This window comes from Prosthecobacter sp. SYSU 5D2, from assembly GCF_039655865.1.
GTDB lineage: Bacteria > Verrucomicrobiota > Verrucomicrobiia > Verrucomicrobiales > Verrucomicrobiaceae > Prosthecobacter.
Genome location: NZ_JBBYXL010000005.1, coordinates 355043 through 379186 on the forward strand (window position 1 = coordinate 355043; position 24144 = coordinate 379186).

18 protein-coding genes are annotated in these 24144 nt (G+C 59.4%); 7 read left to right on the forward strand and 11 right to left on the reverse strand.

The features are described from left to right. Positions 1-22: 22 nt before the first annotated feature. Together WJU23_RS10665 and WJU23_RS10670 are read right to left on the reverse strand one after the other, a co-directional pair. Complete coding sequence (locus tag WJU23_RS10665; RefSeq protein WP_346332544.1) at positions 23-1357, reverse strand: POT family MFS transporter; 1335 nt, start codon at positions 1355-1357, stop codon at positions 23-25. Positions 1358-1373: 16 nt separating this feature from the next. Then, positions 1374-1991: a YdeI/OmpD-associated family protein gene (locus tag WJU23_RS10670; RefSeq protein ID WP_346332545.1), complete on the reverse strand. Its 618-nt coding sequence runs from the start codon at positions 1989-1991 to the stop codon at positions 1374-1376. 140 nt (positions 1992-2131) lie between these two features. Between WJU23_RS10670 and WJU23_RS10675 the strand changes: the two genes are divergently transcribed. Next, positions 2132-4630, forward strand: a complete 2499-nt coding sequence (locus tag WJU23_RS10675) for a CehA/McbA family metallohydrolase (RefSeq protein ID WP_346332546.1) — start codon at positions 2132-2134, stop codon at positions 4628-4630. Between the two features lie 34 nt (positions 4631-4664). Here the strand turns inward: WJU23_RS10675 and WJU23_RS10680 are convergent, their stop codons facing one another. The 6 genes from WJU23_RS10680 to zwf all read right to left on the reverse strand — a co-directional run bounded on the left by WJU23_RS10680 (position 4665) and on the right by zwf (position 9096). Next, entirely contained in the window at positions 4665-5648 is a 984-nt protein-coding gene (locus WJU23_RS10680) for a SurA N-terminal domain-containing protein (protein WP_346332547.1), read from the reverse strand. Between the two features lie 69 nt (positions 5649-5717). Then, a complete protein-coding gene (locus tag WJU23_RS10685; RefSeq protein WP_346332548.1) occupies positions 5718-6773 on the reverse strand; it encodes a glucose-6-phosphate dehydrogenase assembly protein OpcA in 1056 nt (351 codons plus the stop codon). Between the two features lie 4 nt (positions 6774-6777). Further along, a complete protein-coding gene (locus WJU23_RS10690; protein WP_346332549.1) occupies positions 6778-7077 on the reverse strand; it encodes a type II toxin-antitoxin system RelE/ParE family toxin in 300 nt (99 codons plus the stop codon). Beyond that, positions 7074-7310, reverse strand: a complete 237-nt coding sequence (locus tag WJU23_RS10695; protein ID WP_346332550.1) for a hypothetical protein — start codon at positions 7308-7310, stop codon at positions 7074-7076. Before WJU23_RS10695 ends, WJU23_RS10690 begins: the two co-directional genes overlap by 4 nt. After that, entirely contained in the window at positions 7307-7510 is a 204-nt protein-coding gene (locus tag WJU23_RS10700) for a hypothetical protein (RefSeq protein WP_346332551.1), read from the reverse strand. The genes WJU23_RS10695 and WJU23_RS10700 overlap by 4 nt, the downstream gene beginning before the upstream one ends. A gap of 44 nt (positions 7511-7554) precedes the next feature. Then, positions 7555-9096 (reverse strand): glucose-6-phosphate dehydrogenase, encoded by a 1542-nt coding sequence (zwf, locus tag WJU23_RS10705; RefSeq protein WP_346332612.1) that lies wholly within the window; start codon positions 9094-9096, stop codon positions 7555-7557. Between the two features lie 186 nt (positions 9097-9282). Here zwf and WJU23_RS10710 point away from each other — a divergent pair, with 186 nt between their 5' ends. Further along, complete coding sequence (locus WJU23_RS10710; protein ID WP_346332552.1) at positions 9283-13605, forward strand: AAA domain-containing protein; 4323 nt, start codon at positions 9283-9285, stop codon at positions 13603-13605. Between the two features lie 3 nt (positions 13606-13608). Here WJU23_RS10710 and WJU23_RS10715 read toward each other — a convergent pair whose 3' ends face one another. Continuing rightward, complete coding sequence (locus WJU23_RS10715) at positions 13609-14301, reverse strand: SDR family oxidoreductase (RefSeq protein ID WP_346332553.1); 693 nt, start codon at positions 14299-14301, stop codon at positions 13609-13611. Between the two features lie 118 nt (positions 14302-14419). Between WJU23_RS10715 and WJU23_RS10720 the strand changes: the two genes are divergently transcribed. The 3 genes from WJU23_RS10720 (at position 14420) to WJU23_RS10730 (ending at position 17665) form a co-directional block, all read left to right on the forward strand. Beyond that, positions 14420-15604: a hypothetical protein gene (locus tag WJU23_RS10720; RefSeq protein ID WP_346332554.1), complete on the forward strand. Its 1185-nt coding sequence runs from the start codon at positions 14420-14422 to the stop codon at positions 15602-15604. Between the two features lie 110 nt (positions 15605-15714). Then, positions 15715-16356, forward strand: a complete 642-nt coding sequence (locus WJU23_RS10725; protein WP_346332555.1) for a hypothetical protein — start codon at positions 15715-15717, stop codon at positions 16354-16356. Between the two features lie 103 nt (positions 16357-16459). Continuing rightward, positions 16460-17665 (forward strand): alpha/beta hydrolase, encoded by a 1206-nt coding sequence (locus WJU23_RS10730; protein ID WP_346332556.1) that lies wholly within the window; start codon positions 16460-16462, stop codon positions 17663-17665. A 4-nt stretch (positions 17666-17669) separates the two neighbouring features. Here the strand turns inward: WJU23_RS10730 and WJU23_RS10735 are convergent, their stop codons facing one another. Continuing rightward, positions 17670-18611, reverse strand: a complete 942-nt coding sequence (locus WJU23_RS10735) for an AEC family transporter (protein ID WP_346332557.1) — start codon at positions 18609-18611, stop codon at positions 17670-17672. A 39-nt stretch (positions 18612-18650) separates the two neighbouring features. Further along, a complete protein-coding gene (gene metG, locus WJU23_RS10740) occupies positions 18651-20228 on the reverse strand; it encodes a methionine--tRNA ligase (RefSeq protein WP_346332558.1) in 1578 nt (525 codons plus the stop codon). A 167-nt stretch (positions 20229-20395) separates the two neighbouring features. Here metG and WJU23_RS10745 point away from each other — a divergent pair, with 167 nt between their 5' ends. Continuing rightward, on the forward strand, positions 20396-23125 hold the full coding sequence (locus WJU23_RS10745; protein ID WP_346332559.1) for a helicase-related protein: 2730 nt from the start codon (positions 20396-20398) through the stop codon (positions 23123-23125). A gap of 121 nt (positions 23126-23246) precedes the next feature. After that, positions 23247-24122, forward strand: a complete 876-nt coding sequence (locus WJU23_RS10750; RefSeq protein WP_346332560.1) for an alpha/beta hydrolase — start codon at positions 23247-23249, stop codon at positions 24120-24122. The last annotated feature ends 22 nt before the right edge of the window (positions 24123-24144 follow it).

Sequence of the window (24144 nt, forward strand, 5' to 3'; positions counted from 1 at the left end):
AGAAAAACGAGGACACTTCACATCAAACCTTCTCCTCTTGCAGATACGTCTGGCCTTTGTAAAACAGAGCGACGAAGACAAACAGCACGGTGGTGACGGCCATGCACTGGACGAAGAACCAGTAATAAGCGGAGCCGTTGAGGCTGCTGGCGAGGCCGGTTTTCTCGATGGAGGCATTGACGGCGGAGGTGAAGATGTTACCCAGGAAAACGCTGGAGTAAAACAGGGCCATGATGATGGATTTCAGTCGGGCAGGGGCCTGGGTGTAGCTGAATTCGAGGGCGGTGATGGAGATCATGATCTCGGCGCCGGTGATGAGTACATAGGCGAAGACCTGCCACCAGATGGTCGGCTTTTCGCCAGCAACGATCCAGGTTTCCACCAGCGCGGGGATGACGAAGGAGACGGCGGCGATGGCAAAGCCCAGGCAGATTTTCCGCAGGGGTGTGAGGGTCAAGAAGCGGCCCACAAAGGGATACACGACCAGGGAAAAGAACGGGATCATGAGCATGACCAGCAGGGGATTGACGCTCTGGATCTGGTCTGGCAGGACTTCGACACCGAAAAGGGTGAGGTCCATGCGGGTGGCCTGCGCCACCCAGCGGGAGGCGGTCTGGTCGAACAGGGACCAGAACATGGCGATGAAGAGATAAATCATCATCAGACCGGCGATGGAGCGCAGCACCACGGGACGTTGCAACTCCTGGAGGAACTCACGCGGCTGAGGGGGGATATGGGCAAACTGGTTTCGGCCTAACCAAAAGAGAAATGTGGCAATGAACATCAGCACGCCAGGCACGCCAAAGGCCACATGCGGGCCATGCTCCTTCATCAGCCAGGGGGTGAGCAGGGTGGCGAAGACGGAACCGAAGTTGATGGAAAAGTAGAACCAGTTGTAGATGCGTGGCAGCAGATGAGCGTTGGATTTGCCAAACTGGTCACCGACATGCGAGGCCACGCAGGGCTTGATGCCGCCTGCGCCGATGGCGACGAGTGTGAGGCCCCAGAAGAGGCCGTCGCGTGTGCTGTCCAGGGCAAGCACCAGATGCCCGAGGCAATAGACCAGCGAGAGTGAAATGATGGTCTTGTATTTGCCTAACCAGAGGTCGGCAATAAGGCCGCCTGCAAGCGGAGTGAGGTAAACAGCGGCCATGTAGGCATGGATCCATTTGGAAGCCTCGGCCTCGCTCATCAGGTCCTTGGCACCTTCATGGGTGACGAGGGCGGTGGTCATGAAGACCATGAGGATGGTGCGCATCCCATAGAAGCTGAAGCGCTCCGCCAGCTCGTTGCCGATGATGTAGGGGATGCCGGGTGGCATCGTGGAGGTGGCAACGGGAGCGGTGCGGTAGGCCATGGCGGTATTTGGAATGTTAGCAGGCTTCTTTCCTTTGTGCCCATTTCTTTCCGGCAACGAGGGCGCGGAGGGTTTCATCGAGCCGTCGGGCAATGGTCTCCGGCTGTTTGGCCATGCTGATCCAGACTTTGTACTCGCGCTGGTAGGTGGGCTTGAGCTGGTTGTAAAAGACGGCGGCGGCTTTGTTCTTTTTCAGCGCTGCCGCCAGGACCTCCGGCATGGGCCATTCTTCTCGCGGAGCCTGGGGCGGCTTTGGTTGTGCCGACTGGGCATCCACCCGGACGGCGGCATGGAGGAGTGTGCGCAGCGCTCGCAGGTTGTAGCCTTCTAAGGTGGGCGGCAGATCCATGCTGTGGATGCTGGCGTTCTCCAGTCCGTGATTGAAGAGATGTGCGGGGTCTGGAAGCTCGCTGCCCCGGTAAAAGGTCAGTTGGGCATGGCTCTTGAAGCCGCTGATGCCGCACACCCGTTTGCGCAGGCTGAAGCAGAGCATGTTGGAATTGATGCTCTCCTTCAAGTCCGGCTCCCAGCGGAAGATGAGATTGCGCAGTTCCTCGCACACCGAACGAGAGCCTTCCGGGCAGGTGGCGATCCATTCATCCGGGTCATTCGTGCGGGAGCGGCGGCAGTCCATGGCATCAGGCAAACTTCTGTCAAACCTAGTTGTGTGACAGGACTTTCGTCAAGGCGGCTGCTTTTGTTCTGGGAGAAAGGATCGATTTGGAAAAGGCTCTCCTCATCTTGCGTAATTGCCTGACATTCATCCTGCCGACCATGAAAACCATTGCTTTGTTTCTGCTAGCCACCTCTTCTGCGCTCTGGAGCGCGGAGGTTTTTGAAGCCAACCAGGGCCGTGAAAAGGAGCTCCCGGGAGGCAAGGAGGCCGATGGCATCCGGGGGGATTTTGTGCTGCGCAATGACAAGGTGGAGGCGGTGATCTCCCACAATGGGCCCAATCGCCGGGCGAACATGAGCACTTTTTATGGGGCTGACGGGGCCTCTCCTGGGAGCCTTTATGACCTGACCTTGCGCGGAGCATCCAACGACCAGCTGGTGGCCTACTGCCCAGGGGGGCACGGCCCGGTCTCGTATGTGCGGATCCTGACGGACCAACCGAAAGGAGAGGCGGCGATCGAATCCGTGACCACGGCGGCCAGCAATGGGGGCATTTACAAGCGCAATGAATACCGTGTCAAAGACGGGCAGCAGGGGCTCATTATCACGACGACCTGGCGCAATGAAACCGATGCGGTGCAAAAGGTCCCCTCCAAGTCTGACCTCACCCGCTTTAACTCCACCGGGGAGACGGTGGAAGGCATCTACTGGGCCGATGCCATCAACCCCGCGCACAAGTGCGGCTATGCCCTGGCCACGCTTGAGGTGACCGGTGCAGACAAGGTATCCGGGGACATCCAGATCTCTCCTGGAGCGAGCGTGAGCATCCGGCGCTTTTTCGCAGTCGGCACTTCCCCTGCCCAGGCGGTGGGCGAGGCGCTGGAGGCTAAAGGAAAGAACGTGAGCCAGGTCGCAGGTAGCTTGCAGTCCGGGGGCGCCCCGGTGACAACGGCGACAGTGCATGTGCCGTTTACCAGCAAGCCGGTTCCCGCCTACCCGGATGAAAAGGGGGTCTACCAGTTTAAAATGCCAACCGGCAAGGTTGAACTGAAAGTCACAGATCTGGGGCGGGCGGATACAGTCGTTGAGGTGCACGTGGGGAAGGCCGGGGCAGAGGCTCCTGAAACGCCGCTGCCTGCTGCCGCCCGTATCCGGTTTGAAATCGCTGATGAAGGCGGGGTGTCCTTCCCCTGCAAGGCGCACTTTGAACCGCTGGACAAGGATGCTCCCAAGCTGGACCTGGGGCCCAAAGAACGCGCCCATGGCTGCGTGGACCAGTATCACAGTGAGAAGGGCCAGTTCATCGTGCAGCTGCCGCCGGGCAGGTACCGGGTGGTGGTGGTGCGCGGGCCTGAGTATGGCCACCTCGCTGAAGAAGTGACGGTTCAGCCTAACCAGGAGTCTGTTTTCAAAGGTGTTCTGAAGCGCCTGGTGGATACGAAAGGCTGGATCAGCGCCGACTTCCACAATCATAGCACCCCCAGCGGCGACAATGTCTGCGATACGGATGGACGCCTCATTAACATTGCTGCGGAGCATCTGGAATTTGCGCCTACGACGGAGCATAACCGGTTGTATGACTGGGAACCGGTCATTGAATCCCTCGGGCTGAGTCCGTTCATCAAGACGGTGAAGGGCATGGAGCTGACGGGGGCGGGCCAGCATTTCAATGCCTTTCCCTTTGAACCCGATCCGCTTCTCCAGGATGGTGGGGCACCGGTTTGGAATGACGATCCCCGCGTCAGCGCCCTGACCCTGCGGCGCTGGCAGGGTGAGCAGGACAACCGGTGGATCCAGTTCAACCACCCGAATCTGACGGACATGTTTGTGGACCGTGACAGAGACGACCAAGTGGACGGCGGCTTCATCGGTGTGGGAAGCATGATTGACGGGATGGAGACGCAAAACGGCGCCAGCACAGACATCCTGCATGATGCCCCTTTCAAATTCTCCCGCGCTGCCAACTCGCTCGCCACCAAGGTGATGCTGTGCCGGGAGTTCATGTGGCGGCAGCTTTTGAACCAGGGCCACCGGTTGGTGGCGGTCGGCGTAGCGGATGCCCACACGGTTTATGGCAATGGCGTGGGATGCTGGCGTGTTTACCTGCCCAGCAGCACGGATGATCCGGCAGCCATTGACTGGGCGGAGCTTTCCCCAAAGGCCAAAGCCGGCAACATGATCCTGACCACCGGCCCCTTCCTGGAAGTGGCCACTGCGGATGGCAAGATCGCCGGCAGCGATGTCAGCTCACCTGGCGGTGTGGAGCTGAAAGTGACGGTGCAATGCACCGACTGGCAGGACATCAACCGCGTGCAGGTGCTGGTGAATGGCCGCCTGGAACCGACGCTGAACTTCACCCGTGAATCCCATCCGCAGATGTTCCAGGACGGGGTGGTGAAGTTTGATCAGACCCTGCAGGTGCCGCTGAAAGAGGATGCCCACCTCATCGTGGTGGCGATGCATGAGACGATGACGCTGAAGACCGGCTACGGCACCAGCAGCTACGCGACGATGCGTCCCTGCGCTTACAACAATCCCATTTACGTTGATGTGGACGGTGGCGGTTTCAAGGCCAACGGCGACAACCTGGGGTTCGACCCGCCGACCATGGGATTGACCGTGGACCAGGCGAAGGCCCTGCTGGAGAAAAGGAAATGAATTGGAAGGAGTCTCCCAATGCAGATCCGATCTTTTACCAGCCGATCTTCTTGATCACGGCACGCTTGCGCAGCCCCTCCATCCACTGGTCAATGACGGTCTTGGACTTCTCCGCTGAGATGGCGCGCTCGATCTCGTCGCGCACTTCGCTCATGGGCTTGGAATTGCCGTATTTGATGGCATCGCAGGCGATGATGATGTAGGCGGCTTCGTCATCAATGACCTCGCTGAGGCCACCGGTCTTCAGGTTGAAGGCGACGTTGGCGATGGAAGGTTTCATCTGCTCGCGGGCCATCCAGTCCCACGCGCCACCGTCTTCAGCATGGCTGTCCTGGGAATAAGTCTTGGCGGTGGTGGCAAAGTCGGCGCCCTTCACTAGCTTGCTGCGGATTTCCTGGGCCATCTTTTTCTGGCTCTCAGGTGTGGCCGTGGCCTCGCCGCTGTATTTGGCGATGGTGATGGTGCTGATCTTGATCATGTCCCCGCTGCGCCATTTGGCGATGTTCTTCTTGTAGAAGTCTTCCACTTCCTTGGGTGTGGCAGGTGGCTGCTCGGAAGCCTGCTTGCCCCGCATGGCCTGGACGATCATCATCTTCTCGCGCATGTCGCGGAATTTTTTCAGCGTCATGCCGGACTGGGCCAGCTCTTTGACAAAGGCCTCCCGGTTGCCTTTGAAGCTCTCACGGACGATGCCGTTGATGTCATCATCCACCCACTGGCTCTTGATGGCCGCGCCCATGCGCTTGAACTCAGCCAGCACCAACTCCCGGTCAATAAGGCTGTCCAGTGCGGTCGCACGGAGGTTGGCCAGCTCACGTTGGAGGGCTGTGGGATCGTTTTGATACTGGAAGCGCAGCATCTGCTCCTGGGCATTCACCGCATCACGCACCTCGGATTTGGTGACGACATTACCATTGACGATGGCGGCAATGCCATTGCTGGAGGACTGGGAATACACCGGAGACGCCAGGCAGAATAGGGCGGCAACGAAGAAAAGGGGGCGCGATAAAACGGACATGGCGGGTTTCAGGGGACGGTTAACCATCACGGGCGGGGGTAGCAAGGGCAAAACTAACCTGCTTTGTGACTATGGCAACCTGGCTAACATAGGCTGAATCAGCGGCAATACATGTGAATAATGCGTGCTTCCGCCAGCGCGGCTGAGCTGCTCCGAGATCAGGTCAGCATCCCCAACGACGTCGGCCGGCAGCATTTCTTCATGACTGTGGCCCTCGCAGGAGGCGTGGGTGTGGACAAAGGAGGAGGTTCCTTCCCGGGTGATGGAGACGTCCAGGCAGGGGGCGGTGAGGCGCAGGGATTGCAAAGCGCAACCTTCATTCTTTGCCTCAAGATGAAGGGTCAGGGTGCTGCCGTCCGCCTTGATAAAGACGAGCCCTTTCTGACTTTCATCCAGGGTGGCCCCCAGGCGCTGGGCAATCCAGGCACCCAGCAGCAGGGCGGCGCAGCGCTGACCGGGGGCGTGGGTGATTTCCACTTTTTCCACCCGCGGCAGGTGCTCGCGTGCCTTGAAATCCTGGAAGCTGTTGGCCAGGGCCGTGCGCAGGAAGTGGCTGCGCGTCCAGCTCAGGTCGCGGACATCAAAGCCGGCGGCGGCCTTGGCTTCTATCAGCCCGGCAAACTCGGCGACGGGATCGGTCCAGCGACCACTGTCAATGATAAGAGTACCGATGCGGCTGTAGAATCGCTCTTCAAAATTCTTCGTCAGGTCCCCCTGCCACCAGACGATGAGCGGCAGGTCCGAGTCCAGATGGGCGAAGACGATGTTTTGCACCTGGGCGGCATCGCCCCCTTCCAGGACAAAGGAGATCTGCTCGCTGCAGACCACCTGCTTACCCTGGTAAGGGCGGCAGAGGGCATTGATCCAGGCGCGGGCGCGCTGGGGTTTGACATCCGGCAGGCAGGTGATGAGCAAGGCGCGGCAGGCATTGTCATCAGTGATGCGGGTCAGCTTGTCATTGTTGGCGACAATGGTGTCCGGGTCCTCGCTGTAGATGGCGAAGTTGATGAGCGAGGCGCGGGTCTTGGCCTCATCGCTAGACCACAGCTCCTTGAGCGCGCGGTCAATCTTGGGCAGCTCGACCTCGGTGCCGAGGCTGGAAAGGGTGTCTTCGTTAAGGGGCATGGGATTAAAGGGAGCGTTTGAGTTGATGGCGGATCCACTTCGGATCCCGGCGCTGGTCCATGACGCGGTGGATGATGATGGAGCCGGATTCGACGGTATAATAGATTCCGCAATGAAACTTGCGCACTAGCATGCGATGAAAGCCCGCATTTATGGGATAAATGCCATAGTCAGATTTAAGGCTGCGGATGCTGCTCAAGACAAACTGAAAGAAATAGTCCCCGACGCCTGCTTCCTGGTCTTCATAGAAGTGCCAGCCGTCATCGAGATCATTCTCGGCAGAAGCGAGGACAATGACCTTCATCGGGACTGAAACTTAGCCTTTAGACGAGCTTCAACCACATCAAGATCATCTCCAGTTTCAAGTCCGGCATGATACCGCTGGTTTTGCTCTTTCAGGTCTTTCAAGAGCCACTCGGGAAAAGCGTCTTCCTCCTCATTGGATTCAGCCTCTGGGAAAAGTCGGTCCACTAAAGCGTGCAGCAGTTCTTTCTGTTCTTCAGGAGTGAAGCTGTTTATCATCAATGTCGCATTCATGACGGTAATAGTTCTGCCTGAAGTTCTTTTTTCAGTTGTTCTAGAGTCAGCACTTCTTCCTCGCCCTTCAGCCAGCGTTCCCGGGCTTCCAGAGCCAGTTTCCAGTCTTGTTCTGAAGGTTCAAAGTCCACAGCAGGCTCAAGATCCACATCAGTACCACGGGCTTCTTCACGAAGCACAAATTCGGATGGAGCACTCATGGTATAAGATGGATCAGAATTTGGGAAAAACAACTGTTCTGCCTTCACAGCAGCCGCCATTCGCGGCCGTCCTGGCGGAGGAGGTCGTCGGCTTCTTTAGGGCCCCAGGAGCCGGCAGGGTATTCGCACATGGGGGGCGGGGTGTCTGTTTTGTGCCAGGCGTGCTCGAGTTCATCAATGAACTTCCACGCGCTTTCCACCTCGTCGCGGCGGGCGAAGAGGGTGGCATCGCCGGCCATGGCATCCAACAGCAGGCGCTCATAAGCCTCGGGGCTGGCTTTGCCAAAGCTGCCGCTGTAGCGGAAGTCCATCTTCACCTGCTGCATGGACAGGGCCTGGCCAGGCTGCTTGCACAGGATGCGCAGGGCGATCCCCTCATCCGGCTGGATGCGGATGACGAGGGTGTTTTCGCTGCTGCCTGGGAGGCGGGCGGTGGCGAAGGGCACCTGCGGCGGCTTTTTGAAATGCACGCTGATCTCAGTGGCCTTCTTGGGCAGTTGCTTGCCCACACGGATGTAAAAGGGCACCCCCTGCCAGCGCCAGGTGTCCACAAACAGACGCAGGGCCACATAGGCCTCCGTCTTGGATTCCGGGTTCACCCGGTCCTCCTGCCGGTAGCCGACGCGCGGCGCACCGTCCACGCTGCCGGCGGTGTATTGGGCGCGGATAACGTTGGCCCCCACGGCTTCCGGCCCAACTAATGGACGCAGAGCGCGGATGACCTTCACTTTTTCGTCGCGCACGCTGTCCGCGCTGAGATCGGTCGGCGGCTCCATGGCCACGAGGGAGAGAAGCTGGAAAAGGTGGTTTTGCACCATGTCCCGCAGGGCGCCGGCAGTGTCATAATAGCCGCCACGACCGCCTTCCATGCCCAGGTTTTCTGCGCAGGTGATCTGGATATGGTCAATGTAACGGCTGTTCCAGTTGGGCTCAAAAAGGATGTTGGCAAACCGCAGCACCATGATGTTCTGGGCCGTTTCCTTGCCCAGGTAATGGTCAATGCGGTAGGTGTCCTTTTCCTCAAAGGTGCCCGCCACGGTTTCATTCAGGGCGCGGGCGCTGGCCAGGTCCTTGCCAAACGGCTTCTCACAGACCACCCGGGCCCATTTGCCGCCCACGCCGTGATTCAGTCCAGCATCACGGAGCATCTCCAGGATGGGCTTGAAGGCCTCCGGGGCGGAAGCCAGGTAAAACAGGCGGTTGGCAGGGGCACCGCGCTCTTCGTCGAATTTGTTCAGCAGCTCGGCCAGGGCTTTGTATCCCTCCAGGTCGCCGAATTCGCTCCGGTGATAATGGATGCTTTGGGAAAAGCTGGCCCACAATTCGTCATTGTGGCCGCTGCGGCTGTTTTTGCGGTTGCCCTCCTCCAACTCGGTGCGGAAGACCTCGTCAGATTTGTCACGCCGGGCGAAACCCACCACTTTGAACTGTGGCGGCAGATCCCCCTCCGCAGCGACATTGTAGAGCGCCGGAATGAGCTTGCGGTTGGTCAGATCTCCCGTGGCGCCAAAGATGACCACGGTGCAAGGCTCCGCGCGGTGGCGCTGGAGGAGCGTTTCTTGAAAGGGATTTTCCAGTTCAGGCATGATGAGAATGGGGCATGAAGAGTAGCGCACCCCCCACGACTGGCAACTGGCGATGCAGCCTCCGGGCCAGGACATGGATGAAAAGGGTTCATGGACGGGATGAAACGACTTGCAGCCTGCCGCCAGACACAATTTGAACTTTGGGCTTTCCCCGAGTATGCCCCACAGGGATTTTACGATGCTGCCATGATTCTCGAAACAATGCTTCAGAGGCTCTTCGCCAGTCTCGTCCACGGTCCTTCCATGAACGCCCGGCCCCACCGCTCACGGCAGCGCTGTGACTGGATGGATTTGCTTTCCCTTCAGGGGCTGGAACCTGCCTCAGCGCTCAAGAGTCTTCTGGAAAAAAGGAAGATCGAGTTTCCCGCCAAAGTCCCCGTTTTCTCCAGTCCTGCGTTTCCCGAGGCCGAATGGTCCGACGAACAAAAAAAGGCGCGGGATGCCTTTCAGAAACAAAGCCGGCTGCTGAAAAAGCTGCGGGACATGGCCGATGATGCCATGGAATACATGAACGATCACGGAGAATCCTGCCTGGCGCTGGGTTTTCCGCTCATCTCCATGCCCCCGGCAGCCGATGAAAAATCTATTCGCGGCTCCAGCCGGGTGCTCGCCCCACTTCTGCTGATGCCAGTAAGTCTCCAGGTGCGAACCGGCTCCAGATCTGGTGTGACCCTGGAATGCATGGGAGAAGGGGCGGACCTCCTGGTGGCCAACCCGGCCCTGATCGCCTGGCTGGAACGCCAGACAGGAAAAGCGCTTGGCGATCTGTATCTGGATGATGAAGCGGCTGACCCCTGGCGGGAAGTGGACCAGCTGCTCCAGCAGATCCACAGCCTGCTTGATCTGGACATCCCGACTTCATTTCACTGCGATACTCTGCTTGAGCCGGTGCCTCTTTTGGAAAAGCTGCCCAAAGGCGTCACCATCCTCCCCTCTGCTGTTCTCGGCCTCTTTCCCCTGTCCAATCAGTCTCTGCTGCGAGACACGCGCTGGATGCAGGATAACCAGACCGCATTGCAGGAGCCCGTTTCCGCGTTTCTCAATCCGCAGGTCTTGCATGAAACACCCCCGGACACTGCTCCCGCAGAGCCGTTGGCCATCCAGGGACGGAACTTTGCGCAAGAATGGCTCGTTTCTGCCGCTGACCCCTGCCAGGCGAATGCGGTGCTGGCTTCACGGGAGGCGAGAGCTCTGGTCGTTCATGGACCGCCCGGCACTGGAAAAAGCCAGACGATCACCAATATGGTCGCCGATCACCTGGCGCGGGGTGAGCGGGTGCTCTTTGTCTGCGACAAACGAACGGCCCTGGATGTGGTCAAATACCGCCTGGACGCCGTGGGCCTTGGTGATCTCTGCGGGGTGGTTCATGATCCCAGCAGTGACCGGAAAGACTTCTACATGGGGCTGCGTGGAAAGCTGGAAAACCTGGCTGACCAGCCCGCCCCGAAGGATCCGCGGCCGCAGCTCGAATCGGTAAACAGGCAGCTTTCCGCGCTGCATCAGGAGCTGGAAGGTTACCGGAAAAAAATCCACTTCAGCCCGGACGCCGCTACGCAAAGTTTTCATGATCTGCTGGGAGCCTGGCTGGAACACGCGGCTCAGGAAGGCTTGCCGCCCGCCACGGTCATCCCAGGAGTAACTCCGCAGGACATTCAAGAAGCCTCCACGGCATTGGATGAAATCTGCCGCCGGGCAGAAAAAGCCAGGTATCCCACCAATCCCTTCCGGGATCTTTTGGGCATCGGCCTGACAGAATTTCTCGCCCGTTCTTCAAGTGATCTTCGCACCACCCTGGAGGCACTCCAGTCCGCCGCCGAAAAAGCGGATTCACTCAATCCTGGACCTTTGATGGCGAGCCTGGATGCCAACAAACCTCTCCTCGCCCAGGCCTCTTTACGCGAATCCTCAGCACACCTTCTCCGGGAGCTGGCGGCTGCTGAGGATCTTTCTTTCGCCTGCGCTGCTGCCACGTTACCTGAGGCCCGCCGACAGGAACTGCGCAAGGAATTGTCCGATGTGAAAACCTGGATGGGGTCATGCGCCACCCCACTGGACAGGAGTCTGGTCAGCAGTGCCCGCAGCGCGGGCATTCTGACCCTGACCGTGGTGAACCAGCACCTGGCCGCCCTCAAGGCTTGGGAAGCAGTGGCCGGCACTTTCTTCAAACGTCTCTTGGCCGGTGCGGCCAAGCAGGCTGCCGCCGGGGCGCTGATGCCGCTGGGCTTGGGTGTGGAGACTGGATGGCAGCAGGGAAAGACCTTCTACCAGGGAGTCAAAAGCCGTCTGCTGATTGCTGACTGGCTGGCGCGGATTACGGGTGCGAGCACCATCGTCATGCCGGAGGATAAGGAAATCCAGGCCCTGGTCAGGCAGGCTGAAGCCGCCTGGGAGCTGCAGGCCCTGCTGGTGAACCTGGCTTGTGCGGAGCGTCTGGCGGCCAGCCTGGAAAGCCCTTCTCAATCACAGGCTTTGGCAGAGGCACTGGAAAAAGAAGCCCGCTGGGCTCAGGCGTTGCATCATCTCACCACCTTGGTGTCACAAAGCGGTCTGTTCCGGGAAAGCGCCCCGAAGCACCTTCAAAGTCTCTGGCTCAGCACCGGCATTACCCAGGAAACCACCCGCGCCTGGCTGGCCCATGCCAGCAGCATGGAGGACATGGTGCGCCTGCAGCACACGCTGGCCCAGCTGCCTTCAGCCTTGCAGGACATCACCCAGACTTTCCTCGCCCAGGGGGTTTTGTTTGATGAACTCCTGCCGTCGTTCATGCATCAGGCGGTGGAAAATGTACTGCGGGAGCGCCTGCACAACGATCCGGAACTCGCCGCCATGGATGGTGAACGCATCGAAGCCGCCTTTGATTCATATTTAAAGCTGTCCCAGGAAAAGCTTCATCATGTGGGTGACTACATCCGCTTTTTGTGGCTGAAGCATCAGCGTTCCCGCCTGCTGGCCACCACCGGCTCCCAGTTAAACAAACATGGGGCGGCCCTGCGCCAGCGGCTTTACGTGAAGGGGAAAAAGGCCCTCAAACTGCGGCAGATGCTGGCCACCGGCGCCGATGTGGAAGGCGGAGATCCCCTCTTCGACCTCTGCCCCGTCTGGATGGCCAGTCCGTCCACTGTCGCCCAGATCTTCCCGCGCCAGCCCATCTTTGATGTGGTCATTTTTGACGAGGCCTCCCAGTGCCGTCTCGAAGAAGCTCTGCCGGTACTGTTGCGCGGTCACCGCGTGGTCATCGCCGGTGACCAGAAGCAGCTGCCACCGACCCGTTTCTTTGAGTCTACCCTCGCAGACTCCAGCGACAGCGATGCAGAGACCGCCGAAGAGCTCTTTTACCAGCAGCAACAGGAAGCCGAGGATCTCCTCACAGCCGCGCTGAACCTCGACGTCCGCGAGGCCTACCTGGATGTGCACTACCGCAGCCGCAATGAGGCGCTCATCGGCTTTTCCAATGAGCATTACTACGGTTCGCGCCTGCAGCCCATCCCCGGCCATCCGCGTAACAAAGCCCTTAACACGCCCATCCGGCTGCATCGGGTTAATGGCGTTTATCTGGATCGTGCCAACGTCCAGGAAGCCGAGGCTACGGTGAACCTCATTGCGGAACTGCTGGCCACGCCGCAGCCGCCTTCCATTGGAGTGGCCTGTTTTAATCTCACCCAAAGGGAAGCGATCCATGAGGCCCTCGCCAACCGTGTGACTCAGGATGCTGAATTTGCCCAACGGTATGAAGTGGCCAAGAACCGGAAAGGCCGGGATTCCTTCGAAGGCCTGTTTGTGAAAAATCTCGAAAACGTCCAGGGTGACGAACGGGATGTCATGATCATCTGTACCACCTTCGGCCCTGATCCGAAGGGCAAATTCCGCCGCAACTTTGGCGCGCTCTCCCAACGCGAAGGTGGCCGCAGGCTCAATGTGCTGGTCACCCGTGCCCGTGATGCGGTGCATGTGCTGACCTCCATTCCCACGGCAGAATACACCACGGTGGAGGCCACTCCGCCCGGCCAGCTCCCCAATGGCCGGCTTCAGCTTTACGCTTATCTGCGGTATGCAGAGAAGCTGGCAGAGTTCTTCACGAACTATCAGGAGGAACTGGAAAAGATGCGCCGCGATACGTTGCCCGAGCTTAAAAACTGGGACACTTCCACCCCCTCGCCGCTGGCCACTGCCTTTGGGAAAACTTTGCTGGAAAAGCACCAGACAGGCTCGCATGTCCATTGGGGAAATGAAGGCTTCTGCGTGGATGTGGCCTGCATTCACCCCCTGATGCCTGCCGATGTCACCGTTGGCGTCCTGACGGATTTCACCCGATTTCATAAAACGCCTGACCCCATCGAGTGGGACCTTTTCCGAACGCGCATCCTCCGCGCTCAAGGCTGGGAGCTGCAACGTCTGTGGTCCCCGGTGCTGTTCCGCCGGTCCCAGGAAATGATTCAGCAGGTCAAAAACGAGCATGACCGCTTGTCCCTGCCACCTGATGAAAAACAGGTAGCAGCCATGGTGACCTGAATTTCACCCACCAGGCGCGGTCAGCGGGCGGCCATTGTCATTTGGTCCAAGATTGATGAGGAAGGGGACGGCGGTGCGGGCCCATTCTTCGGGGCTGGGGTAATGGGCGGCTTCATTGCCGAAGCAACTGCGCAGCATTCTTGTATCAATGATGCCGGGGTTCAGCGGGATGATGGCGACTTTGCCGTCGGTCTCCTGCGCAGCGGCCTGGGAGAGGCCTTCGATGGCGTATTTGGTGGCGCAGTAGGGGGCCACGTCGGGAGAGGTGCTGCGGCCCCAGCCGGAAGAGAAATTGGCGATGACGCCGCTGCCGCGTTTCAGCATGGCAGGGAGAAGATACCGCATGACGCTGGCCGGGCCCTTGATGTTGATGTCTATGACGCGGCTGAATTCTTCGGCAGGCACTTCCCACAGCGGTGCGCTGGCATTGACGATGCCGGCGTTGTTCAAGACGAGATCGGGAGTGCCGCAACGGTCAAGCACCTCCTCGCAGAAGGACTTCACCTGGGAGTCATCGGCCACATCACACATCATGAAATGGTGTGGGGCAGGAAACTGGCTTTGCAGATCCGCCACCATGGCGGCATCACGCGCACAGCCGGCGACGGTCCAGCCGCGCTGGATAAACTCAGGGATCATGGCGCGGCCCAGGCCACGGCTGCAGCCGGTGATGAGGACGGTTTTTTTCGCATTCATGGTTTTTCAGGGATGCTATCGGACCATGGATGCGCCAAAATTGGAAAAAGAAAAGCGCGCCCGGCTTTTATGCTGATGCCGTAATGCACATTACCCGAATCCGAATCACTCTCCGCTCATGATGAATGCTCCCATGCCCACCGTTCAGACAACGGCCAACGGCCGCCAGTTCCCGAAGTTCGATCTCTATCGCCTTCTCCACACCGTCTTCCAGCCGACCTTCGGCTGCAAGATCTGTATCCTGATTGACCTGCCAGACCTTGCCGAGGCGAAGGACATGGCCTTCTTGAACAATCCAGTCCGTGCCGTGCAGCGCAATGCCCACAAGCATTTTTATCTGGGCCTGCAAAACGGCGTGATGGAGGAGCTGGCGCTCAAGGGCGGTGAAATGTATGCCTATACACAAACGACCGGCAGCAACCTGGACCTGCCAGATGAATGCGTGGACATGGCTGGCAACAAACTGAGCCTGGAAAAGGATATTTACACGAATTACGACATCATCCTCTGCATCTCCACCTTCTCTGCCACGGCTCCTCTGACGGCCTTTGCCAAGCAGTATGGCTTCCGTGGAGCGACGCTGCATGGTCTCAATGACATCATTTTGAATACCGGCCTGGCGGTGGATTATGACGAAGTGAGCCGCGATGCTGAGAAGCTGCGCCGGGCCATGACGAAGGCGGATTCGGTGGAAATTGACTTCGCTCTGGAAAGCGGAGAGGTGCTGACGGCGAAGCTGGAACTCAGCGGCCAGGAGGCGCAGAAGAGCCACGGCTTGTGCCGGGGTACGACGCCGGATGTGGCCAACCTGCCAGCGGGCGAAGTGTATTTTGTGCCCACCGGCGCGGAAGGTTTCTTCCCAATGAAGTATGAGGACGGCACGCTGGGCAAGCTGACCGTCACCGGCGGCTGCATCATCAAGAGCGAGCTTATCGCCGGCGACCCGGCCACCATTGAAGCGCACAATGCCAAGCTGCTCGACGACCCGATGACCGGGGTTCTTGGCGAGCTGGGTTTTGGCACCCAGGTGCTGCCCGTTTCGGGTGCCGATATCCAGGATGAAAAAGTGCTGGGCACCTGCCATCTGGCCACCGGTCGTGATGATCATTTGGGCGGTCACATCACCCCCGCCCAGTTTAAGCGCCATCAGAATGCCACGCATGATGACATCCTCTTTGCCCCGCACAAGACACCTAACTTTGACATCCGCCAGGTCCGCATGAACCGCGGTGGCCATCAGGAGATCCTCATCGAGCATTTCCAGCCTGCCAGGTACCTGCTGGAGGCACTGGCGGGAGAGTGAGACCAGTGGTCGCAGAACGACTCTGATTGAAATTGTGGAAAAGCCCAGGCTGGCAATCTTTGCGGCCTGGGCTTTTTTGGTTAGGGGCTTTGAAGCTTCCCTATGAATCCATGAGAACAGACCTCAACCATTGGATGAATCTGTGTGCTCATTTCCCCGGTGTCATGCAGATTGCAGAATGGCATGCCCGGCTAATGGCTGCCTATGCGGAACCGCAGCGCGCCTACCACACGCTGCAGCATCTTGAGGAATGCTTGGCCGAATACGACCGGGCCATCCAGACAGGTGAAATCAATAATCCCCTTGAGCTGGAATGCGCCCTGTGGTTTCATGACGCCGTTTATGATCCGCAAGGCAGCGGTAATGAGGAGAAGAGCGCGGAACTGGCGCTCGAGTTTCTGGCTGGTGATGAAGCCTCCCCCAGGGTGACGCAGCTCGTTCTGTTAACCCGCGACCACCGACCTCGCGGGGGTCCTTACGATGCCTGGATGGCCGACATTGACCTGTCCATCTTTGGTCAGGACTTAGCCCGTGTACGTGAATACGAATACCAGATCCGTCAGGAATACTCCTGGGTGGACTGGTCCCTCTATCGTGAGAAACGCCTGGAAATCCTGGCCTCCTTTTTAGCACGCGAGCGTCTTTACCAAACCGCCTTTTTTCACAAGCAGTATGAAGACCGCGCACGCAGCCATCTCCGTGCGCTGATTGCGGAACTGGAAGCTGTGAGGGTGCGTGGATCCGGGATTTAAGTTCAACGGCCTGGGGCACTTTCTGGCCGATGTCTGGAAAAGGCACCGGTGGTGATCAACACAAGACTTGAAGTTTTTGGCCGATCCTGCGTAGAAGTCTGCCATGTCACGAATTCTCAGCACGCTCGGTCTGGCCTTTCTTCTCAGTACTTCCCTTTCCACAGCGGCAGAGCCTGCCAAGGTCCGCCTTTGGCCGGAGGGAGCACCTGGGGCGAAGGGGCAGGAGGACAAGGACCAGCCGTTTGTGTATGTATGGCCCGCAGCGAAGGAGAAGGCCAATGGGGCTGCCTTTGTGGTCTGCCCGGGTGGAGGATATGGTGGGCTGGCGGCGGATCATGAAGGGGTGCAAGTGGCCAAGTGGTTTAATGGACAGGGAGTTTCCGCTTTTGTGTTGCACTATCGGTTAGGCACGCAGGGGTATCATTATCCCATCCAGCTGATGGATGTGCAGCGCGCTATCCGCCATGTGCGGGCGAATGCGGCGCAGTATGGCATTGATCCGGAGCGCATCGGCGTCATCGGTTTTTCTGCCGGCGGTCATCTCAGCTCCATGGCAGCGACGTTGTTCGATGAGAAGCCCGAGGGCATGACGAATGATGCGGTGGACCAGGTGAGCGCACGCCCGGATGTGGCGGCACCGACGTATCCGGTGATCTCGATGATTGATGAGTTCGCGCACTCTGGCTCGCGCAAAAATCTGCTGGGGCCGAATGACAGCGACGAGCTTGCCCGCAAGGTCAGCACACATCTGCGGGTGACACCTCAGACACCGCCGACCTTCCTTTTCCAGACGGATGAGGACACGGTGGTGCCAGCGGAGAATGCGGTCAGTTTTTACCTGGCCTGTCGCAAAAATGGTGTGCCTGCGGAACTGCATTGCTACCAGCCGGGGCCGCATGGCGTGGGTCTGTATCTGGGTGATCCGGTGCTGGGCACCTGGAGCGGTCATCTGCGCGACTGGCTGCGCAATCAGGGTTTCCTAAACCCTGCTGAGCGGGCGGCGGTAAGCGGCAAACTGACGGTCAACGGTACGCCGGTGAGCTGGGGCAATGTGGTCTTCATGCCTGAGGATGCCTCGGCGGCGGTGGCGGCGGTCCGCGTGAGGGGCGGTAACTTTAAGCTGGATGGCAAGAATGGCCCCGTGGTGGGCAAGGTGAAACTGCGCGTAAGTTACAGTGCCGCCGATGTGCCCGGCCTGGAGACGCCAGATGGCACGGCCACTGCCGCTGAGCAGAAGCCTGGCGCGGGCGAGTGGGTGGTGGAGATCAAGCCCGGCGACAACAAACTGGAGCTGAACGTGGAACGGTGAGCCGTCAGACGCCGACCACCTTCAACGCCCACGCAATGAGAGCTGGCGCGGTGATGAGGCTGACGACGGTGGTGGACAGCACGCACTGCACGGCGGTGGGTGCATGGCCTCCATAATGCCGGGCGATCATGATGCTAAAAACGGCACTGGGCATGGCCCCTTGGACAATGAGGATGCGCTTCAGCTCTGTCTCCAGCGGCAGATAATAGGCGGCGGCCAGGAAGGCCAGCGGGATGATGAGCTGACGTAGCACCGGAGCCAGCACGGCAATGGACCAGCGCATTTTTTCCTGACCCCAGATGTCCGCAATGGACGCGCCGATGATCATCACGGCGAGAGGGACGGCGCAGGCGCCCATCATGCCCAGGGTGAGATGGGCCACCTCCGGGATGTAAACATGCAGCCCGGTGAAATTGAGCATCAGGGAACCGAGGATGGTGATGACGGGCGGGTTCAGCGCCAGCTTCCAGGGTGCCTTTCCCAGTCCGGTGAGCAGACCCACGCCCGCGGTCCAGCAGGCCAGTTCCACGCCTAACGTAAAGGTGAACATAACACCCAGCGTGCCTTTTTCAGGAAACAAGGCGGTGACGATGGGGATGGCCACGAAGCCGTAGTTCTGCAAACCGCAGGAGACGGCAAAGGTGCGGCGGCCTTCGTGCCTTCGCAGGCCAATCAATGGCGCGGCGAAGAATGAAAGGGCGATGCCCAGCGACACCAGTCCGAATCCCAGACTGGCGGCAATGAGCACCGGCAGCGGGCTCATCACGGCCTCATTCCCCACCACCCGCTCCAGGATGAGGCAGGGGGTGAGAATGGTGACGGCCAGGCGCATCAGGCCGGCATCCGCCTCCGCAGGCAGGATGCGCAGCTTACGCGCGGCAGCCCCGGTGGCCATCGTGAGGTACACGGGCAGGACCACGGTGAGGATAGTGGCGAAGTCGAGCATGGGAGAGATGCAGCCCGGGAGGATGCATCAGCGGGAAGGTTATTCAGTCTCGGTCAGTTCGAGCCTTGGGAACAAGGGCACGGGTGTGCCGAGCTGATGTCCGTCTTTGAGCATGCCCCACTTAAGATCGCTGAACTGGAAACCTTCCGGCATCTCCCAGCCGATCTGGGCGCGGGCCGTGGCCATGGCGGTGGGCATGACGGGATGCAAAAGCACGCTCACATGCACCCAAGCTTCCGCCAGATGATACAGCACGCTGTCCAGGCGGGCGGCCTGCTCAGGATCTTTAGCCAGGGAGAAGGGCTTGGTGCTGTCCACATAGGCATTGGCCGCGCTGACAATTTTCCATGCAGCGGCGATGCCATCGTGGATGGCCCAGGTGCTCATGTTTTCAAGATAGGCAGGCAGCGCCTCCGCCACCGTCTGGCGCAGGGCGGCGTTTTCCGCATCGTCATAGGCCCCGGGGGTGAGAAGGCCGCTGCGGTATTTTTGCGCCATGTTGATGCTGCGGTTCAGCAGGTTGCCCAGGCCACCGGCCAGCTCCTTGTTATAGGACATGATGATGCGCCCTTCGCTGAAGTCGCTGTCGTAACCGGTGGCGATGTCGCGGGAGAGGTAATAGCGCAAACCGTCGGGCGTGAAGGTGGCGGCGAGCACGTTGGGATCAATGACGTTGCCCAGGCTCTTGCTCATCTTGGCCCCCTTCACATTCCACCAGCCGTGGACGATGAGGCGTGGGATCTGGTCATCGCTGAAGCCCAGCGCATGCAGCATGATGGGCCAGTAAACAGCATGGGCAGGGACGAGGATGTCCTTGCCGATGACGTGCGCTTCCGAAGGCCATAGCTGGCTGAAATCCGGCAGGCCGGCGTCCTCATTGCCGCTTTCAGCCGCCAGATACCCAGCAAAGCTGATGTAGTTCGTCAGGGCATCAAACCAGACGTAGTTCACAAAACGCTCATCAAACGGCAGCGGGATGCCCCAGCTCAGACGCTCCACGGGGCGGCTGATGCAGAGATCCTGGGGAGTGCCCTCCAGGGCATTCAGCACATCATTGGCGCGGTGGGCGGGAAAGATGAAATCTGGGTGGCTTTTGATGTAGCCCTTCAGCCATTCCACGTGATCGCTGAGACGGAAGTACCAGTTCTCTTCTTCGAGCTCCTGCACCTCGCCCCACTCCTCGCCAAAGTTGCCGTCCGGACCACGCTCCTTGTCTGTGAGAAACTGCTCCTGACGCAGGCTGTAAAAGCCGGTGTAACCTTGTTTATAAAGCTGGCCGGCATCGTGCAGCTTTTGCAGAATGGTCTGGACCACGCGCTTGTGCACCGGGTCGGTGGTGGCGGCCCAACCGTCGTAGCGCACGTTCAGCTTGTCCCAGAGCGAGACAAAATGCTGCGTGACGCCGTCCACAAAATCCTGTGGCGACTGGCCGGCTTTTTCGGCGCTCTTTTGCACCTTCTGGCCATGCTGATCCACGCCGGTGAGGAAGTACACCTCCCGGCCGTTCAGCCGCTGGAAACGCGCCATCACATCCGCCAGTACCTTTTCATAGGCATGGCCGATGTGCGGCGGCGCGTTGGTGTAGTCAATGGCGGTGGTGATATAGTAAGGCTTCACAATCGGAAAAAAGAGAACCGCAGTGATACGCCGTGCCTGGGCCGAGGGCAAGCGGGTGTGATGGCCAGTTCCGATCTTCCCGTGACACGCGCATCACATGAAAACGTAAACTCCCTTGCACTCCGCCGCACAGCCCCTACCATCAATGCCCCCTTTTTATCTCTTCAATGGAACAACCTATCCCTGGACAACGCTGGGTAAGCGACAGTGAACCTGAACTTGGCCTCGGTGTGGTCATGAAGGCCGAGTTCGGCCGTGTGGAAATCTTTTTCCCTGCCGCTGGCGAGCACCGCCAGTATGCCACGAAAACCGCCCCACTGCGCCGGGTGCACTTCATGGCCGGTGACACGGTCACCACCCACGATGGCAAATCCCTGGAAGTGGAGTCGGTGGAGGACCGCAAAGGGATGCTCTATTACATCGGCACAGACCGCGAGGTGAGTGAGGCGGAGCTTTCAGACACCATCAGTTTCAGCAAGCCGGAAGATCGCCTGATGGCTGGCCAGATTGATGAACTGCTGGCCTTTGATGTCCGCGTGGAGGCGCTGAGGCGTCGTGCTGAAATGCGCCAGTCGCCCGTGCGCGGGTTCAGCGGCGGGCGGGTGGACCTGCTGGCGCACCAGATGTACATCGCCAGCGAGGTGGCCGGACGGCTCGTGCCCCGCGTGCTGCTGGCGGATGAAGTGGGTCTGGGCAAGACCATCGAGGCCAGCCTCATCCTGCATCGTTTACATCTCACGGGACGTGCGGAGCGCGTGCTCATCCTGGTGCCTGAGCCGCTGGTGCATCAGTGGTTTGTGGAGCTTTACCGCCGGTTCCATCTCACTTTTTCCATCTACGATGAGGACCGCTGTGATGTCCTGGAGACCGAGGAAGAAGGCATCAATCCTTTCCTGGAAAGCCAGCTCATTCTTTGCAGCACTAGCTTCCTCGCTGGCTCGCCTAACCGAGCCCAGCAGGCTTCCGAGGCGGGTTGGGATTTGCTGATCGTGGATGAGGCCCACCACCTGGAGTGGAGCCCAGAAACCGTCAGTCCCTCCTACACCTTGGTGGAAAACCTGGCCTCCAAAATCCCCGGTTTGCTCCTGCTCACCGCTACGCCGCAGCAGCTCGGGCCGGAAGGTCACTTCGCCCGTCTGCGCCTGCTGGACCCGAACCGCTATGCCGATCTGGGCCAGTTCCTGGCAGAATCGGAGCACTATGAAGAAGTGGCCAAGGCCATGGACCGCCTGGCTTCTGGCAAGAATCTCACGGCGGCAGATGAAAAGCTGTTCATCAAAAAATCCCCGCATCTCAAGGAGCACCTCGCCGCCATGAAGGCCGGAGGTGAAGGTGAACGCGAGAAATTGATCTCCTCGTTGCTGGATGAATTCGGCACCGGCCGTGTGATGTTCCGCAACACCCGCGCCGCCCTCACCGGGTTCCCTGAGCGCTCCGCCAAACTGGTGCCCCTGGCCGGAGGCGACGAACCCCTGGGAGCCAAGGTCAAGTGGCTGGCCAAGCTGCTCAAAGAACTGGGCGAAGAAAAAGTGCTGCTTATCTGCCGGACGAAAAAGCTCGCCGAGCAGGTTAACGAGATGCTCCTGCATGAGATCAACGTCAACTCCGCCCTCTTCCACGAAGGCCTGACGATGCTTCAACGCGACCGCCAGGCCGCCTACTTTGCTGAAGAAGAAGGTGCCCGCATCCTGCTGTGCTCGGAGATCGGCAGTGAAGGACGTAACTTCCAGTTCGCCCATCATCTGGTGCTGTTTGACCTGCCGGAAGATCCGGAGCTGCTGGAGCAGCGCATTGGCCGACTGGACCGCATCGGCCAGACGAGCACCATTCATATCCATGTGCCCTTTATCAAAGGGAGCGCTGAAGAAGTGCTGGCCCGCTGGTATCATGAAGGTCTGGAGGCCTTCCAACAGAACCTCCATGGCGCCACGGAAATCGTCCAGGCGCTGAAGGAGGAACTGGCCCCGCTGATGGAATCCATGAAGGCGGCACCGCTGAAGGCCTTCATCAAAAAATCCCAGGCCCAGCGCAAGCTTGTCACCGCTAAACTGGAGCGCGGACATGACCGCCTCCTGGAACTAAACTCTTGCAAACCTGAGCAGGCGGAGACCGTCATTGAAGCCATCCGCGCCCAGGATGCCGATACCGAATTCGAGGAGTTTTTCATCCGTCTCGTGGACCACTTCGGCCTGCATGTGGAGGAGCATGGCAACCGCAGTTATGTGCTGATGCCCGCCCACCTCACCACCGACAAATTCCCTGCCCTTCCAGATGAAGGACTGCTGGCCAGCTTCGACCGCACCCGTGCTCTCTCCCGCGAAAACATGGCCTTCCTTACACCCGACCACCCGCTGGTTCGCGGCGCGTTGGATCTTTTGTTAGGCGCAGAAAGCGGCAATAGCAGCTTCGGCCTGTGGCGCAGCTCCGGTGCCGAGGGCCTCGTTTTGGAGACCCATTTCGTTGTCGAGTGCATTGCCCCCGCCGCCCTGCATGTGGACCGTTTCCTCTCCGCGACGCCCATTCGTATCATCGTGGACCATACCAACAAGGACCGCCGCGATGACGCCGGCTACCTGCATGCGAAGATCGAAAAAGGCAGCCCCACCCGCCTGCTGGAAAACGCCGGCATCAAAAGGAAAATCTTCCCCGCGATGCTCGGTAAATCCCGCAAGCTGGCCGAGGCCGAAATGAAGAAGCTCGTCACCGAGGCCACCCAGACCATGAAGGACCGCCTCCAGGCCGAAGTGGACCGCCTCGAAGACCTGCGCCAGATCAACGACCACGTCCGCCCGGAGGAAATCGAAGCCGCCAAAGCCCAGATCACCGCCCTGGAGGAAGCCATCGGATCCGCCCGTGTGAGATTGGATGCGCTGAGACTGGTGCTGCAGAGCACGTGATCCTGGAGCGCCGACGGTTCGTCGGCAAAAACACCCATTCAGACAGCAGGCAAGCTCATCATTCGATGGCCAGCAACGACGCTTGCCAATCTGGCTCCATAGCCTCAACAGTGCAGGGTCCATGAAAAACTCACGCTTCACCTCCTTCTTCGCAGGTTTTTTCTCACTCGCCGCCATCGTTATGGCAACCCCTGCCGCGCTCTCCCAAGACATCGCGCCGAAGATCGAGTATCAGCTTGATGTCGGCCTCCCATATCAGTCAGAGGAGGTCATCGCAGGCTCCGAATATGCGAAGACCCAATGCCTTGTGGATCTCTACCGCCCCATCGGCGTGAAGGACTTTCCGACTGTCGTCTATTACCACGGCGGTGGCCTCAGAAACGGCAAACGCGCCATCCCCTCGGAGCTTAAAAATCGTGGCTGGGCGGTTGTGGGCGTCGGTTATCGTCTGCACCCGAAAGTGCAGCATCCGGTGTATATCGAGGATGCCGCAGCGGCCCTGGCCTGGACCTTCAAGAACATTGCCTCGCATGGGGGTGATCCCACGAAGATCTTCGTCACCGGCATCTCCGCCGGCGGTTATCTCACCTCCATGGTTGGCCTGGACAAAAGCTATCTGGCCAAACATGACATTGATGCAGACCACATCGCCGCCCTCATCCCTGTCACCGGCCAGATGATCACCCACCAGACCGTGCGTGTGGAGCAGGGCATCGAGCCCAGCCGTTACCGGCCCACCATTGACCGCTTCGGCCCGCTGTATCATGTGCGCAAAGACGCACCGCCTACCTATTGCATCACTGGCGGCTGGGGCACCGACATGCTTATGCGTGCGGAGGAAAATCTCTACTTTGTCTCCATGATGAAGCTCGTCGGCCACACCCAGATTGAGCACGTCGTCATCGAAGGCGCCGACCATGCCCGCTGCGGCAAGGAATGCTGGCCGCATGTCATCGGCTTTGTGGAAAAGACGCTGGCCGACCTCAAAAAGCCCTGAGGCCAGCCTGCTTCGACTTTAT

Excerpts from the sequence above, each read along its gene's own strand:
- WJU23_RS10690 (WP_346332549.1), bottom strand. The coding sequence starts at position 7,077 with ATGAAGGTCATTGTCCTCGCTTCTGCCGAGAATGATCTCGATGACGGC.
- WJU23_RS10710 (WP_346332552.1), top strand. The coding sequence starts at position 9,283 with ATGATTCTCGAAACAATGCTTCAGAGGCTCTTCGCCAGTCTCGTCCAC.
- WJU23_RS10735 (WP_346332557.1), bottom strand. The coding sequence starts at position 18,611 with ATGCTCGACTTCGCCACTATCCTCACCGTGGTCCTGCCCGTGTACCTC.
- WJU23_RS10675 (WP_346332546.1), top strand. The coding sequence starts at position 2,132 with ATGAAAACCATTGCTTTGTTTCTGCTAGCCACCTCTTCTGCGCTCTGG.
- WJU23_RS10745 (WP_346332559.1), top strand. The coding sequence starts at position 20,396 with ATGGAACAACCTATCCCTGGACAACGCTGGGTAAGCGACAGTGAACCT.
- WJU23_RS10665 (WP_346332544.1), bottom strand. The coding sequence starts at position 1,357 with ATGGCCTACCGCACCGCTCCCGTTGCCACCTCCACGATGCCACCCGGC.
- WJU23_RS10670 (WP_346332545.1), bottom strand. The coding sequence starts at position 1,991 with ATGGACTGCCGCCGCTCCCGCACGAATGACCCGGATGAATGGATCGCC.
- WJU23_RS10715 (WP_346332553.1), bottom strand. The coding sequence starts at position 14,301 with ATGAATGCGAAAAAAACCGTCCTCATCACCGGCTGCAGCCGTGGCCTG.
- WJU23_RS10695 (WP_346332550.1), bottom strand. The coding sequence starts at position 7,310 with ATGAATGCGACATTGATGATAAACAGCTTCACTCCTGAAGAACAGAAA.
- WJU23_RS10700 (WP_346332551.1), bottom strand. The coding sequence starts at position 7,510 with ATGAGTGCTCCATCCGAATTTGTGCTTCGTGAAGAAGCCCGTGGTACT.
- WJU23_RS10680 (WP_346332547.1), bottom strand. The coding sequence starts at position 5,648 with ATGTCCGTTTTATCGCGCCCCCTTTTCTTCGTTGCCGCCCTATTCTGC.
- WJU23_RS10685 (WP_346332548.1), bottom strand. The coding sequence starts at position 6,773 with ATGCCCCTTAACGAAGACACCCTTTCCAGCCTCGGCACCGAGGTCGAG.
- WJU23_RS10720 (WP_346332554.1), top strand. The coding sequence starts at position 14,420 with ATGATGAATGCTCCCATGCCCACCGTTCAGACAACGGCCAACGGCCGC.
- zwf (WP_346332612.1), bottom strand. The coding sequence starts at position 9,096 with ATGCCTGAACTGGAAAATCCCTTTCAAGAAACGCTCCTCCAGCGCCAC.
- WJU23_RS10750 (WP_346332560.1), top strand. The coding sequence starts at position 23,247 with ATGAAAAACTCACGCTTCACCTCCTTCTTCGCAGGTTTTTTCTCACTC.
- WJU23_RS10725 (WP_346332555.1), top strand. The coding sequence starts at position 15,715 with ATGAGAACAGACCTCAACCATTGGATGAATCTGTGTGCTCATTTCCCC.
- WJU23_RS10730 (WP_346332556.1), top strand. The coding sequence starts at position 16,460 with ATGTCACGAATTCTCAGCACGCTCGGTCTGGCCTTTCTTCTCAGTACT.